Annotated in this window: 12 protein-coding genes; 4 read left to right on the forward strand and 8 right to left on the reverse strand. The window is 40.7% G+C overall.

All coding sequences use genetic code 11. The features are described 5' to 3' along the window. Positions 1 to 92: 92 nt before the first annotated feature. Entirely contained in the window at positions 93 to 2132 is a 2040-nt protein-coding gene (pglZ, locus tag HQQ94_RS12360; RefSeq protein WP_173294711.1) for a BREX-1 system phosphatase PglZ type B, read from the forward strand. A 174-nt stretch (positions 2133 to 2306) separates the two neighbouring features. Here pglZ and HQQ94_RS12365 read toward each other — a convergent pair whose 3' ends face one another. After that, positions 2307 to 4160, reverse strand: a complete 1854-nt coding sequence (locus HQQ94_RS12365; RefSeq protein WP_173294712.1) for a DEAD/DEAH box helicase family protein — start codon at positions 4158 to 4160, stop codon at positions 2307 to 2309. 60 nt (positions 4161 to 4220) lie between these two features. Continuing rightward, positions 4221 to 6215, reverse strand: a complete 1995-nt coding sequence (locus HQQ94_RS12370; RefSeq protein ID WP_173294713.1) for a DEAD/DEAH box helicase family protein — start codon at positions 6213 to 6215, stop codon at positions 4221 to 4223. Between the two features lie 280 nt (positions 6216 to 6495). Here HQQ94_RS12370 and HQQ94_RS12375 point away from each other — a divergent pair, with 280 nt between their 5' ends. Then, positions 6496 to 6636: a hypothetical protein gene (locus tag HQQ94_RS12375; protein WP_173294714.1), complete on the forward strand. Its 141-nt coding sequence runs from the start codon at positions 6496 to 6498 to the stop codon at positions 6634 to 6636. On the opposite strand, the gene HQQ94_RS12380 is transcribed toward HQQ94_RS12375, so the two are convergent. Further along, a complete protein-coding gene (locus tag HQQ94_RS12380) occupies positions 6633 to 7589 on the reverse strand; it encodes an IS30 family transposase (protein ID WP_173292984.1) in 957 nt (318 codons plus the stop codon). The two genes, HQQ94_RS12375 and HQQ94_RS12380, sit on opposite strands and share 4 nt — an antisense overlap. A 147-nt stretch (positions 7590 to 7736) precedes the next feature. Next, on the reverse strand, positions 7737 to 7952 hold the full coding sequence (locus tag HQQ94_RS12385; protein WP_173294715.1) for a hypothetical protein: 216 nt from the start codon (positions 7950 to 7952) through the stop codon (positions 7737 to 7739). 351 nt (positions 7953 to 8303) lie between these two features. Here HQQ94_RS12385 and HQQ94_RS12390 point away from each other — a divergent pair, with 351 nt between their 5' ends. After that, a complete protein-coding gene (locus HQQ94_RS12390; protein WP_173294716.1) occupies positions 8304 to 8567 on the forward strand; it encodes a hypothetical protein in 264 nt (87 codons plus the stop codon). 169 nt (positions 8568 to 8736) lie between these two features. Continuing rightward, on the forward strand, positions 8737 to 10233 hold the full coding sequence (locus tag HQQ94_RS12395; RefSeq protein ID WP_173294717.1) for a hypothetical protein: 1497 nt from the start codon (positions 8737 to 8739) through the stop codon (positions 10231 to 10233). A 152-nt stretch (positions 10234 to 10385) separates the two neighbouring features. On the opposite strand, the gene HQQ94_RS12400 is transcribed toward HQQ94_RS12395, so the two are convergent. The 4 genes from HQQ94_RS12400 to HQQ94_RS12415 all read right to left on the reverse strand — a co-directional run bounded on the left by HQQ94_RS12400 (position 10386) and on the right by HQQ94_RS12415 (position 15423). Beyond that, the gene (locus HQQ94_RS12400; protein WP_173294718.1) at positions 10386 to 11411 is read right to left on the reverse strand and encodes a GGDEF domain-containing protein; all 1026 of its coding nucleotides are present in this window, start codon (positions 11409 to 11411) and stop codon (positions 10386 to 10388) included. A 149-nt stretch (positions 11412 to 11560) separates the two neighbouring features. Beyond that, positions 11561 to 14185, reverse strand: a complete 2625-nt coding sequence (locus tag HQQ94_RS12405; protein WP_173294719.1) for an MlaD family protein — start codon at positions 14183 to 14185, stop codon at positions 11561 to 11563. Continuing rightward, a complete protein-coding gene (locus tag HQQ94_RS12410) occupies positions 14172 to 14804 on the reverse strand; it encodes a paraquat-inducible protein A (RefSeq protein WP_173294720.1) in 633 nt (210 codons plus the stop codon). Before HQQ94_RS12410 ends, HQQ94_RS12405 begins: the two co-directional genes overlap by 14 nt. Beyond that, the gene (locus tag HQQ94_RS12415) at positions 14797 to 15423 is read right to left on the reverse strand and encodes a paraquat-inducible protein A (protein WP_173294721.1); all 627 of its coding nucleotides are present in this window, start codon (positions 15421 to 15423) and stop codon (positions 14797 to 14799) included. Before HQQ94_RS12415 ends, HQQ94_RS12410 begins: the two co-directional genes overlap by 8 nt. Between the last annotated feature and the right edge of the window lie 322 nt (positions 15424 to 15745).

Genomic DNA, 15745 nt, shown 5'->3' on the forward strand with positions numbered 1-15745 from the left:
GATTGATAAGTGTACCGCTGTTTTATTCACTCAGGTTTTAGATATGTTTCAGTTGCCTCAACTTCGTGAACGAGTGGGATAAGGATAGCCTTATGATTATTGATTATTTAGTCCGTCAGTTACGTGATTGTGCAAACTTCAATTCGGCAGTACAAGTCGCTCCAGCGGCTATTTTGTGGACAGATATTGACAAGCAATGGCAGTCGGCGATGCCGTTTATTAAGCAACAATTACCTGAGCTGATTGAGCTTGGTGAATATAAGCCTGAAGATCGAATTGGTCCCGCAATTTGGATTAAGTGCGCGATTGCTGGTGCCCTAGAGGATTGTCAGTTACCTGAAGGTAAAACGCCAATTATCTATTTGCCAGGAGTGGGACGCAAAGATCTGCGCGCTATTGAGCAGTGCCCAGACTTTTTGCGTCCTTTGGCTGAGTTACAGTATCGTGGTTGCTGGTGGGCGTATAATACGGCGGGGCGAGATTGGAGTGTGTCTTCATTCCTAACTAACTCAAAAGTGGGTTTGGGCCTTGAGTTAGCAAAGGATAAGAAAACCTTAGATGCTATCATTCAGGTATTGCCTGATATTTTAGAAACACCAGCAGAGCGTTTACAAGGTAAAAAACTTACCGCTGATGAGTTCTATGCCATCGTCTTGAATGATCCCGCCAAAGATATTTTGGGTTGGTTGAACAATCCTACAGATAAAGAAGCGCAATGGCTGGGCAGCAAGTGGGATATCTTCTCGCAGTCATGTGGCCAGAATTATGGCTTTACTCCGATGCATTCAGATTTGTCACAGCCGCTGAGCCTGCTATGTGAAGCTGAAGGTGTGTGGAGCGATGTTTGGCAACGCTTTTTAGATACGGCGAGTAATTTACCAGTGCTACTTAGATCATTAGCAGAGGTTGAACCGTCGGATCTTGCATTTGAAGCAGAGCGCTACCTGTCGGAAAATAGCCGAGGAGAGCTTGCCATTGAACATGAGCTTAAAGCGTTAAAAGATCAATTGCGTAAGGATGTTAAAGCTACTGTAGAGCGATTGTGGCATGAACAAAGTGGTCGCCAATCTTGGATTTGGACCACATTAGGCTTATCCGTCTGGCTCTCAATATTAAGTGAGCTGAAAGCCGTCCTTGAGCATACTGAAATACCATTTAATGGCTCAACGCCGCAAGCGATGGCTGAGTTTTATCAAGAGCGCTTTTGGCTGGCGGATGCTGCCGCTATTGCTGCCATGGCTAAGACACGAGACATCCACCAGCAAGAAGTTATTGCGGATGTGCTTACGATTATTTATACCCCTTGGTTAGAGCAAGTGACGCTGAACTTTCAAACTCTGGTGGAGCAGAAAGGCTATCCTGGCGACAATCAAATTGAAGAATCTACAGCGCATTATTCTGCGGGTAGTGAAGTTATCTTTTTTGTTGATGGTTTACGCTTCGATACTGCGAAATCACTGGAAGTTAAGTTAGAGAAGCTTGGGCTTAAAGTTGGTTTGACTACACAGTGGTCGGCATTGCCCTCTTTGACTGCGACAGCGAAAGCGGCAGTCACTCCCGTTGCGGATCTATTATCTGGATTACAAGACAATGAGAACTTTACCCCAGTGCTCACTGAAACTGAATTTGAGTTTTCCTCTTATCATTTTAAAAAAGCCTTGGCCGACAAAGGTTGGCAATATTTAGATGGTTTAGAAACAGGTGAACCTAATGGTTATGCTTGGGTGCAGACCGGTGATCTTGACAATATGGGGCATGCACAACAACGTAAGATGCCTATGCATATCGATGCAGTGCTCAATGATGTTGTTGCACGCATTGAAGGCCTAGTGAATGCAGGATGGAAGCGTATCAAGATTGTCACCGATCATGGTTGGTTATGGGTGCCCAATAAACTGGCTGAGGCGAGTATCCCTAAAACGTTGGTCAAGAAACGTTTAGCCCGCTGTGCCATTCTTAAAGACAATATGGGCTCAACTGGGGTTACGGTACCTTGGCATTGGAATCAGAATGTGACGATTGCTATGGCTCCAGGTATAGCGGGGTATGTGGGCGGTGATTATTACAGCCATGGTGGCTTGAGTCTGCAAGAATGCTTGACGCCAGTGATTAAGTTGCATGTGAAAGCATAGTTAAATGGAATGGCCAGGTTGTTCTTGGCCATTCTTTGTTTAGTGATAAAGGCTCGACTTCTCAAGGTGAACTGAACTTTACTTATCAGTTTTTCCTCTGTATGTGACCTAAGTGGAAATTAGATAAGCGTAAGGATTAGAGTCCTGAAACAAGCTTAGATGGTACTTTTTAGGTTAATTATTTTTAAAAACGGATTGGTTTTTTATGTGAGAATGCTGAATATCGAGATGTTCTTTTTTATTTAATAATTCACCGCGTTTGAAAAGAACAATCACACTGCTGTCATATTTAACCTTTAGCAGATCACAAATTTCAAGCATATCATCTTCGTCCATGGCTCTTTTGAAAGCATCAATTTGTCTTGAAAGATTATAAAGACTAAAGATTGATGCCATAATCTTTTTATCTTCAGTAGTCTCCCCTCCGCTAGGCTTAATGATTTTGTTAAACTCTATTGGTTCACTGTTATCGATCGCTTCGATGAACCGTATGGTGCGTTCCTTTGCGCTGCTTTCTGTATGGTTATCGTAAGTTGCACCATTGACCCATTGCGCTTTAATACTATTCTGATGCTCCACGCGCAAGGCTCGCCCTTTTTTACGAAATGGACCATTGTCTTTTAATAGCTCGTTACGGATGTGCCTTATTGCTTCTAATAGCTCGGGATCTTGAGTGTATTGGGTAAAGTCTGCGTGAATATTGTGTAGTTGTGCTGGTACACACAGATAACCTTCCGTTATGTAGGTTTTGCTATTGGCTAGCTTTTTTATGACGATGGATTCTTTCTGAGGAGAAATAGGTGTACCTCGGTCAAATCCATTCACTTCATATTTAGTGCATATTTTCTCGAAAACCTGACGTAGCCCCTCAAAGTCATCGGTTTGGTCTGTTTGTTCAAGGTGGTTAAGCAGGTCGCTATAGGCTTGTATGGCATCCAAGTTGGTATAGTGCTTTGCTTCAGTGTTTTGGTGGTAGCCGCAAGCACGACCAATGTTTGCTTGTACTACCGCTGCGATATTGGCGATGGTGCTATCCCAAGTGGCGATTAACTGTTCTTTCATGGCGTGGCCGAAGTTTATCCCGGCGCGGAATCCCGCAACAGTAATCGCTACAATTTTTTCATCAAATAGAACGGCTGTTTCGTATGCTTGTTTAAAATCATTAATGCTGGATAACTCTTCATCGGGAATACCTGTTAGTTTTTGGCCGATGATATAGATTTGATCTTCTTCAATCCCTGTATCCAATAGGATTTTCTTAGCCTTATGAGCAGAATTATTCGGTACCCTTATAAGACTCCAGCCTGGTCCTTGATGTGTGTTAAATGAGCGAATAAAGCGACGGCGGAGTAGGGAGTCGTTACAAAAGTCACGCTGCTCCTCAGCAAGCTTTATTATTTGCTGACTGCTGTGCATCTGACGTATACCATGATATTCATCGCTTGTTTTATGAAACACTAGGCGAGTCTGAAAATTGTGCCTAAGAATTGAATCTCCACCTGCTGCATATAAAGCGCTAAAGGGCGTAGCGGAAATAAATCCTACTTTACATTGCTGATTTTCTTTCTCTAAATAATCAAATACTTTGCTATATCTCACTGCATCTGAACTTGAACCATAGTGGCACTCATCAATAATGATGAGTTTGGGTTGTTGATTTTTGAATTGTAAGCTGAGTGCTTGACGGAAATTATTAAAGTTACTGACTACAACATTGGGACAAGCAGATAAGTCATGCTTAGCTTGGTCGAACAAGGCTATGTCGGCCATTGTTACTAAGTAGAGGGTATCTTTAAGTTGTTTTCTGTCACATATTACAGTGTCGTCTAAGCTTTGACGTTGTAGGCAAGCTAAAGCAAGCGATATACCTGATTTCCCTGATTGCATTTCGGCAGCAATAACAACGGCACGAGAACCAGAATTAAGAGCTATATGTGCCTTATTTGCAGCTTGCCTTTGATGTTCAAACGTTTCTTGCTCTATGACTTTTGCTATTTTTTCTCTGTGTATGATGGCTTTATTTGTCATTATTAACTCGGTACCTGTTTCCAAGCACTTCTAGTAACTTATTCGGACTATTAGATGTTTTTAGAAAATAACATCTGGAAGGCCTGTGAATTGACTTTCGTCATTGATGTTGGTTTTCACATCAGGACCTAAATTGGCGTGCTTTTTAGCTGTTGATAACTCAATACTGTATTCACCACGTTTATACAAAACAAATAAGGTATCGTCCTTTTCAACACCAAAATGCTCACATATTTCATGCATATCCTGCTCAGACATGATTTTCTTTTTTACATCACGACGGGATTGGTTATAGACACTAAAAACAGTTGCTGTGACTAACTTATTTTCAGATAGTTCACCGCTTCCGGGCATGACCACTTGGTTGTATTCTTGTTTTTCACCTTTGTCTATTTTTTTTGTAAATAGCAGGGTACGTTCTTTCATTGTACCTACTTTACGTGCTTTTTCTTTGTTGTCGTAGGTATCTCCGTTAACCCATTGCGCTTTTATCCAATTTTTATATTTGCCGCGCATGGCTCTATGGCCTTTTACCTTTGGGCCATAATTTCGAAGTAACTCGTCACGTAACATGGAAATGGCTTGTAGTAAGACATCATCATCCGTGTGCTGTTTATAGTCATACTCTTCATGCAGTAGCTTTCCTGGTACAGCAATATATTTATTGGTGAAATAGGTTTCTACATCACCAATGGGTTTGCGTTTTTTCCGTTTTACGGTAATGCCTACATCTAGGCCTTGCACGTTGTATTCTTCACATAGATCATCGAAAAACTCTCGAAGGCCTTCGAAATCGGATGAACTGTGTTCGTTGGTATTTTTTTCAAGATAATCGAGCGACGCACTATAAGCTTCAGCGGCTGCCATATTGGTAAAGTGCAATGATTCGTTATTCTCATGGTAGCCACATGCTCGGCCAATGTTTGCTTGAACAACCGCTGCGACACTAGCTACTGTGCTATCCCAAGTTGAAATCAGGTTGTTTTTCATGAGTGGGCCGAAGTTTATGCCCGCACGGCAACCCGCGACTGTAATGGCAACAAGTTTCTCACCAAAATCTATAGCATCGTGAAACTCTTTTTTAAATTTATCTATATTGGTTTGTTCATCTTCGGGTACTCCACTCAGAGAAAGGCCAAGAATGAAAATATTTTCTTCAGGTACACCTTCTGCTAAGAAAAACTCTTTGGCTTCCATAGCGGTACTTGCAGGCACACGAACTAATGACCAGCCAGAATCTGGATAGTTATGAAAGTAATCTATGAATTCATTTCGTTCGTTAGAGGGGATCAAGAAGTTTTTATTGGTTGATTCAAGGCCTTTAACTTTTCCTGCAGCTATCATTTCACGCACGCCATAATATTCATCACTGGTGCGGTGAAATACTAATTTAGTACCAAAACTTCGGCGAAGTAAGGAGTTAGCTACAGCGCTTTGCGCAATACTTGCAGCTTGTGTTGCTGCTACATCATCTTGTTCATCTACAGCTTCTTCTTGGATCTCTTTTGCTTTGTCATAAGCGGTTTCAGCCGCGTATAGCGCACCAAATGGGGTTGCTGAGATAAAGACAACTTTACAGGTATCATTTTCTTCGAGGTAATCAAAAATTTTGTGATAACGAACTGCGGATACGTTAGAGCCGTAGTGACACTCATCTATGATAATTAATTTAGGAGGATTTTCTTTAAACTCATTCTCTAAATCATTCTCAAAGCGGACAAAATTACTAACTATTACGTTTTTTGCACCATTAAGATCATCTTTCGCTTGCTCTAGCAAGGCTACATCAGGCATTGTGATTAGGTAGAGAGTATCGCGTAATTTCTTACGGCTTGTTATATCTAAATCTGAAAGGCTTAATCTTTGCTGACAGCATAACGCTAATGCAACTCCAGATTTACCTGCTTGCATTTCAGCAGCGGTAACAACCGCTCTAGTGTCTTTATCAAATGCCTCAAAGGTCTTTTTAGCTGCTTCTCTTTGATGATCATGAAGTGATTTTCCCTCCAGTACTTTTAGTACCCCATTCCTAAGCTCTTGTGCTGATTTTGCCATGTGTCACCTTATATTTAAGAAGTTAATTTATTCTGCTGCTGGGGACTCTATTTCATGTTCCTATTCAATGTTCAATAAACTGTAATCGCTTGAACCATGTTGACATTATATGGATATCAGTTAGCGTATCGAATTTAGCGGCAAAATAGAATGACTATATTTGTAAAATCAGTTATTTATTCATATTAGTAAACTCGTAGTGGGTATGTTTTCGAGCTCGAGTAATAACAATAACTGGCGATATTATCGCGAATAATAATAAACGTGCTGGAGTACAAGGATGACGTGTTTTAATACTGGGTGGGGATTCCTCGTTGATTATCAATTTTGGAATGAACGAGTGGGAATAATTACTGCGATAGTGGCTACGGTAGCTCTGGGTTTTGCTTGGTACCAAGTGGTGATCGGCAGAAGAGGCTAGATCTCAGCAATAAACGACACACGCTTGCCTGTTAAATATTCATACGGACTCAGATAGTCTAATGCCTTTCTGGGTCTCATGTTAATCAAAAACTCAGCTTGTTTGATCTCTTTGTGTGATAGTGAGCCAATCGCCATTCCTTTGGGGAAGAAACGCCTAAGCAAACCGTTGGTATTTTCATTTAATCCTCTCTCCCATGAGTGGTAAGGTTTTGCAAAATAAATGTCACAACTTAATGCTTTACTTACTTTTTTATGACCAGCAAACTCACCTCCATTATCAAATGTTATCGTTTTACACATTCCTTGAAATGGCTTAAGCAATTTATTAATCGCTCTGGTCACCACTTTTTTAGTTTTATTGGGAACACGGCAAGTTACCAGTAATTTTGATACACGTTCAACTAAGGTCACAAGATAACCATCTTGCCCATAAACCGTATCACCTTCCCAATGGCCAATCTCTATTTTTTCATCAACACAAGCAGGACGTTCACTGATATCGACTCGCTCTGGGATAAGCTTTGCCCCAGCTTCAACACCACTACGCTTCTTATAAGGTTTGCCTTTTCGAGGGAGTAATTGGTGCCATTTTTCTCTTTTTATGAGGTTGTAAATAGTATTGCATGACAAAGAGTTAGCACTCTTTTCTTTTTTCATTCGTCCTGCTATTTGTTCTGGACTGAAGCCTAATACTAACAACGACCTGACGTGCTCTTTTAAGCTTGCAGAGCATTTAGTGTATTTAGCGGCCTCACTACGGCGTATTTGCATTTGCTGCTGTGCAGTCTCCGCACAATACTCCTTCATGCAGGAGTCAATGAACTCATTTGAAATAGTTTTATTACTACGGCCAAGCTCTTTAGCCATTTTTCTCGCTGAAAAATCTAGTTTACAAAATGCTTCAATCTGATACCGTTCTTTGAGCGTCAGTTGCTTACGTTGGTTTCCCATTGTGGTTACCTTGGTGGATTGTGTGAGAGCCTGAAGCTTATAAGCAACTGACCTTCTTATCTATACCAAAGTGTGTCGGTTATCCTTGGAATCTAAGGAGAAAGTCGACGAGCTACGGCTTATGCAGCATACGATAGTTATTTAAAGTTATGCATAGAATATCAAATGTTTGCCAGTGGTAATGAAATTGAAATCACTATTGTTCATTTTAGTGACAGAATCAGCTTCTCCAGCATCATTAATTATTACCAAGTATTTTTTGTTATTGGAGAGTGTTAGCTCAAATTCTGTTGGTTTCTCGGTTGTTTTTAATGCTGTACCACTTGTGATGTCCTGATATATTTTGTCAAAAGAAAGACGCATAAAATCACCTAAATCATTGAATTAAAACTACCAAATTTATCTAATTAGATTTTTTTGGAGGATTGTAAGCTTATGATATTATCAAATTAGCGTAGAACATCTATCAGGTCTTTACCTTAGATTCGATCACGTTTATGAAGATATACAGCCTTTGGATCCTAGGCGAGGGGGCTCAATATTCTGTACCAGATTAATATCTTAAATTTCCAGCACGTTATCTATCCGCCTTTTAAATGTATATATGATAGCTTATTCGTATTGATTAAAGCCAAAGTCATCAGACTGTTCAGCATAGGTTCAGCTCAATGATTGTACAATTTGCGTACTTTAATATAACCAGATGATGAAATCATGAAAAATATTCCTTTACACGTTAACATTGAAGGCCAAGATCACACGGTTAATACTAACTGGCTAACAATCATGGAAACGTTGAAAAAGCGCAGTGTTGTTCAACATGAATTGACCAATATTTATCAAGAATTATCTGCAGGTATGCGGGTTACTACCCGAGGCCTAACACTCGCCCTTATTAAGCCAAGTTCTGGATTAGAAGGGATTATTCGTGAAACTAAGTTTTCAGAATATGATTATGCGGACATGATGCGCGCCTAATACTGACGGCATTATGTTTCAAGGAACGAAATAAAACTCATCATCTGATCATTAAATCTTTATCGGAATATTCGTATTCCGAGACAACTTATAACAAAAATTTAAAGCATATCGGTGACGTTTTGTCCTTTCTCATGGGACCGTTATCTTTTTATGAGGATTATTATTTATGAAATACCGTAACCATTCTATTTTTGCCCTTCTTGGATTTTGTGCTGTGTTAGCACTTTCCGGTTGTGGGGGCAGTAGCGATGACAATTCTGGCACTGATGGTGGAACAGATGGCGGCACAGATGGCGGCACAGATGGTGTCACAGATAGTCCTGCATTAAAGTCACTTACTGTACCTAAGGTTGATTTTCAATCAATAAAGCCAGCAGATTTTGAGCTTGTTTCTGATGAAGAAAATATTGCTATAGACGATATGGTATATGAAAATTCTGCAAATGGAGAATCGTTAGCGTTTCTCGTGACCTTTGAGGATTGTGAAAGTTGCGGTTTAGAGCCTGTGATGCCAACTGTCACACGTGTACTTGATATTAATAAAAAATACATCATGTTCAACATGGATAACTCTACCATAGCATGGGAAGGTACGCGTTATTATGGCGACTACCCTTTGATAATGGATAAAACCAGCGGAAAATTATATCCGATCATTGTCGATGGCAAACCATCTGAGTTTGATCACGATTTGTCTAATGAAAGTCCTTTTTTGAGCCAACAAAAGCAAGGCGATATATCTCCGAACGAAATGCTGTACAGCTTTGATATTACTGACGAGAATAATTGGCATAAGCGTGGAGTCTTTAAGGCTGTAATTCATGATGATGCATTTGTTGTTGAAACTGTCATGCAAGATGTATATGCAGATTATAGACAAGTAGAAATCGATGCATTAGGGAATATGCTGTTTCACTATCAAGATCCACCGGAAAACAATGTCGAGTTCTATAACCACTACGCTTATATTTCAGACAGCGGTAAATTTACCGAATTGCTCTATGATGACACACGTAATAGATATAATTCTTTGCGTGTTATAGATGGCAAATTGGCTGGGATTGATAGCAATGACCCAGATTATTTTTCTTTTATTGAACCTCCGGTCAATAATCAGTTGGTATCGTCTAGAAGTCAGTATGAAATATTCGATGCAAAATTATCATCAGTCCCTTTAAGAAGTCAGGATATTGATGGTTATGATATGAATGTAAAATGCACCGTTAATCGATTAGATGAAAGTGGTTATTCATATGCGGTGAACAGCCTTTTGATCGATCCAGATAGACCCTATAGCTCTTTTGATGCACTGCGAGCTTCGCAACATACACTTTTTTGCTTGGATTACACTGAGTCGTGGACTGTTGAGGGAGTGACAGTGAAAGTTTTTTCTTATAACACACAAACGCACGAGTTTAATGACTTCGATACCGATATAATCTTGCATGATGAATTTTATATTCCAGGTCCAGAAGGTGAAGGTGGGCTAACGGCAGAGTCAGGTGTTGTTGTTGAATCTGATGAGGATATCATGCTTTATATGAACAGAATAAACAGTGATGAGATTGTGGAATACCATATAAACCCCACAAAGAAAACCGTTGATATAAGGATAAATAATGATTTTATATCCCCAACAGGTTTTGCAGTTATTGATGAGTAAAACCTCGTTCTTGAGCGGATTAAGTCGTAGGTGAAGCAATAACACGCTTGATGGATAAAAACGTACCATTTTTATTCATCAAGTTTTCTCTTTTCCATACCTTTGAGCTTAAGCATCAATTAAACTATCCCGCTCAAGTGTTATGATTTTAGTTAACCTAGAATAGGCATGACTCGATTACGTCCTAGCCGTTTTGCTTCGTAGAGTAGGGTATCTGATTGCGATATCAGTTGGCTTGGTGAAATAGAGGGTTGCCACTGGGCTACGCCAAAAGAGGCGGTGATTTGGTTTACCATTAAATTTTTACGCCTATCTTTAACCGATATTTTTTCCAATGCTCTGCGCATGGCTTCGGCTAATTGTCTGGCTTTTCTCAGTTCACTGTTGGCGGCGATGACCACAAATTCTTCGCCTCCATAGCGGTATAATTTAGTCCCTTCCTTACAAGACTCTCCCAAACGTTTAGCCACAGATTTTAGCACTTGATCGCCAAGTTGATGACCATAATTATCATTAAATATTTTAAAGTGATCAATGTCGATAAGAATTAAGCATAATCCCTCAGGAGCTTGATTTAAGGCTCCTTTTAAGTCGGCATCGAAGGCTCTACGGTTTAATACTTGGGTTAAGGCATCAAATAATACGTCTTTTTCTGATTTTTTTAATTGGGCTTTTAATGTGTCTATTTCTTGTTGGGCACGCTGTAGATGGTCGGTAAAATATTGGGTACTGGAGCGGATCTCATCTGACTCTTTGACCATGCTTCGCACCAAGCCTAAAACTTTTTCAAGGTTCACTCCTTCTGTTTCTATGCGGCTTAATTTTTCAAAATTGCTGGTGATTTTTTTCTGAAAATGAGACGCATCATTATTTGTGTCTTTTAATGACTGCGATAACTCGGTGGCCATTGCTTCGAGATTCTGCCTCATGTCGATAACATCGATATCGACGGGATCAGAGACAAACTCACGATAAAGCAGCGTTGAATTGGACGCAGAGCACGTTTTGTGCTCGGCAATAATGTTATCGAGTTGCTGATTCAAACTGGGCTGCCGTTCTGCGACGTAGGCATACCAAAGAGCATAATTGATCGGAGTGGCCGGAATGTGATGCTTAAGCATCAAGGGGATCGCTTTTTTTAAATTAATCGCCGCTTCTTGCATTAGCTCTGTTGACATATGGATACCTATTTGTTGTATAAATAAATCATAGTTAAACAGGGTTAATCAAGCCAGTATAGACAGAGAATAAAATGAGTCGGGGTGTTGATGAATGGCATGCTCCCGTTTGTACCGAGAGCATGCTAGCTGATTTTACATGGCTAATGTTATGGCATCGTTTGCACGGGTGCCCATTGTAGCCATTGAGGATCAACATGCTTATTCAAGATGAACTGGGTATTAGGCTGTAATGTGTTTGATGCCGATGTGGGTGCTTGTGTGACGACGCCAATACCGCCGGCAAGGATGGTTTCTAATGTCCCTGTTTCAATCTTAGCCCCTGTAAATAACCCGATGTCGACTTTGACACCGGAGAGATCCCAAAATTGACTGCTTTGATTGATTAAATGGCTAAACTTAGCGTCAATATGAGCATACATCAGCACAGAGTTACCAGTATCAGATAGAGCATAGTTGTCAACTTGGCCAATTTTCATGCCTCTAAAAAAGACTGGAGTCCCGGATTTTATTGATCCTAATGAACTGTCTTCTAATGTGAATTGCAGTTCTCCCGCTTTAGCGAGCACACTTGGGGTTAAGGTGCCGATAAATTGGCGACTGGTTGCCGTTTTTTGTCCTGGTAGTACACCCACATAGGGGCCTGTGATTAGGGTTTCTGCCGCCTTTATACCGGCTAAAGAGATTTGTGCTTCTACAATAAAATATTGCGCGTCCACTTGGGTAAAATGATCGGCATAACGGCCATAAAGGTAGGCTTTAGCAGTGACATTGTGCAGATCTTTGTCCAGTTGAACGGTTTTAATTTCGCCTATTTGATGACCTTGGTAGCGGATCGGGGCTTTGGCCGCCAATTTAACATCAGCAGGGAAACTCAAGGTGATGGGTTGGGCGAGGGCTAATGCTAATGACTTATCTGCATAGAGGTGTTTTTGGTTACCTTGTTCTTTTTCATCGAGTAAGCCCAGTGTAATACTGCCCTTTAAGGCGCCTTGAAGCGAGGCTATATCGATATTAATACCTGTCATTGCAGCGTTGATGGATACTGCGCTGTTGCGCCAAAACACGGTATTAGATCTGAGTAAACTGGAAAATTGTTTTTGAATGCTGAAGGTTATAGCAAAGTTTTCACTGCTTGCCTGCCATTTTATATTGTTGACTTGCCCAATTTGCATTTTTTGATAATACACTGGCGCGCCAACAGAGAGATCGGCACCATCTGGGCTGCTTAAGGTTAATTGAGTTAAGTTGGCGTCATCAAAGTGCTTGTCAGCGTGTGCTTGCGATGTAAACAGCAACAACGAGGCATCTTTTTTCACTCTGGTCGTTGATTTACCTTGGATCAAGCTAATCGCGCCTTTAGTCAATGTACTGAGATCATTTGTTTTAACTGAAATGGCTTCTAGTGATGCCTCGATAGAAACGGCGCTTTCTGAGACAAAGTAACTGCCTTGGGTGATAAGTTCTGCAAATTCAGACGCTATCGCGATATGGTATTCGATGCCGGATAAATCGTGATTGAGTTTGACTGAATCAACACGGCCGATAGCAAAATTTTTATATCTAACTTCAGCACCTTCATCTATTCCTTGATTACTATCGGATGTGAGGACTAGGGATAAATTTTTATGGGCTAATGTATCAGGTTGTGTGGACAATAGGGGGTAGTGTGACAATGGTTTTCCTGCCCCAGGAGAGAAGTTAATAACACTGCCTGTGAGTAATCGCTCAACATGATCCACCCCTGAGAGTGAAAGTGTGGCCCCTTCTAACCAAAAGCTTGAGCTCGCTGAAAGTAACTTTGCATGTTCGGTATTGAGTTTTGCGGTAAATTCAACCCCTGAGTCAGTGAGGCTTGATCCTGTTATGCGGCCAATGGTGATGCCTCTAAAAACAATATTAGTGCCAACAGATGCGGAGCCGGCTTTCTCTGCGGTGAGCGTAAACTCAATGCCGCCGAGTGCTAGCTCTTCAGTTGCATAAATTTCATAATGTTGGCCTTTCTTTGCCGCTTGAGAATCTTCAGTTGAGCTAAAGCTTAACCCGCCAGCGAGTATCGTCGATAAGCTTTCGGTTTTGACTTTTATTCCTGCCAGTGATGCATCTATGTTAACCCCGGATACGTTCCAAAATTGCGAGTCGTGTTTCACCAGATGAGCGTATTGTTTGTCGATAAACGCAGTTAGTGAGATTTGTGTTGCACCTTTGAGTTGGTAGCTGATGATCTGCCCTACTGGAATTTGACGGTAAAATAGTTGTGATCCGACACTTAACGAGCCTAATTTTTGACTGGTTAGCTCGATCACAAGTCCATCTTCATTGGGCAGAACTGCTGGTGCGTTTTCTTCTGCTTGGAAGAAAGATTGAGATTTGCCTTCGCCTGGTTGAATCGCAATATAATTACCAGAGAATAAGGTGTCTAATCCTTCAACACCAGTGATTGATGCTTTGGGTGCCACGAGCCAAAACTTAGTGTGTTGATTGAGAAAAGGCCCAGCTCTATAGTCCATTTTAAGATCGACATTAACCCCTTTTAGGTTTTCACCTATGCTGATGTCGACCACTTTTCCAACAGTGACCCCTTGATAACGCACTAATGTCTTGCCGACATCAATACCAGTGGCACTGGGAAAATGGATCCGTACTTCGATGCCTGCTTCCTTAATGCTCTTGACGCCGAGCCAAGCTCCCAAGGCTAATGCCAATAAAGGTAACAGCCAAATTGGCGAGAAGAGTTTCTTTTTTACAATTTTTGGTGCTTCAATGTGTGTCATCTTTCGATTCCAGTCGATCCCAGAGTAAACGAGTGTCTAGTACTTTTGCTGCCAGTTGGGTCAGCAGAATGACTAATGCGAATGCGGTGGCAGCCGGAGCGGGCTTTGCATCTAATAATTGGCCCATGTTGACCAATGCAACAGTAATGGATATCACAAACAGGTCTAACATAGACCAGCGGCCTATCCATTCAATGATGTGAAATCCTAACATGAGTTTTTTTTTCGAAATAGGTAAACGAAAACTGATGGCAGTTAAATAAACGGTTAATCCGACAATCTTAAGCAAAGGGACTAAAATACTGGCGGTAAACAAGATAATGGCGATAGGGAACATACCTGTGTGTACTAGATGTGCTATCCCAGAAAATATTGTGTCATGGCGTATATTTCCCCGATCTATGAGCATGGTTATCGGGTATATATTGGCCGGTATTAACAAGATAGCTGCAGTGATTAACAGTGCCCAGCTTTGCTGTAAGCTATGATGATGTCTAACCGATAAAGCGTTATCGCAACGTGAACAATGACTTTGTTCTTGTTTATTGAGCATATAACAGGTGTGACATGACGTTAAGCCTATTTCTTTACCTTGTGTTGTTTGTGTGAGGTTATTCATCGAGAAAGCTCCACATGTGTTCTACATTATATTCACGCTGCAAGAATAGAGTGGCAATAAATAATAGGATGAAACAGAAGGTACCGAGGCCTAAAAAAATATCAGCAAAATCGGATAAATTGAATACGGTGACTAAAATACTAATCAGGTAAATTTCTAACATAGTTAATTGAGAAACAAAATGTTGATAGCCAAGTAACCGTTTGAGTTGTCGCCTAAAAAAAGGTGAATGTAGGCGATACTTGATAATAAGTATTTGAGATAGAATCGATATAATGAGTATACCAGGTGCGATGATTGCGGTGATGATGACGGCGATCCCAACGAGCCAATAACCTTCATCATATACCGCCAACGCGCCTTCAATAATGGTCGTTGTTCTAACACTGCCTAAAAAATGTAATTCTAAAATGGGAAAAAAATTGGCGGGTGTAAAGCAGATTAGCGCAGTAATGCATAAGGCTAACATGCCGTTAATTGAACAGTAGGGAGTGTCGTATAAAACAGTATTGCAACGGGGACACAGTGCTCGAACACCTGACGGTAAGGCCCGTTTAGTCACCACTAAATCACAAGAGTGGCATAAGGTCACACTATCCTTAATACAATCTGATCCCATGTTGTGTTTTTTATTCCTTAATTGTGTGCCATTAACCGATATTTTGATCAATAGATAAGCTTACCGCTGTTGTATTACTTTCATCATCAAATCATGATCAAGTATATACCCAAATCACGTTTAAGATTCAGTATGGGGCAAAGCTAAGAGTATTTTTTACACCGAAAAATATTGATTTTCCTTTGATCCCGGCAACGAGCCTGTCAAGGATACCCGATTGATGGTCATCAATAATGAAGATGAGAATACCAGATTTTTTAGAATACTTGCACAATAAGTTATTTTTATGAGACCCTATAACTGTATATAAAAACAGTGCAAG

This window comes from Shewanella sp. VB17, from assembly GCF_013248905.1.
Taxonomy (GTDB): Bacteria; Pseudomonadota; Gammaproteobacteria; order Enterobacterales; family Shewanellaceae; genus Shewanella.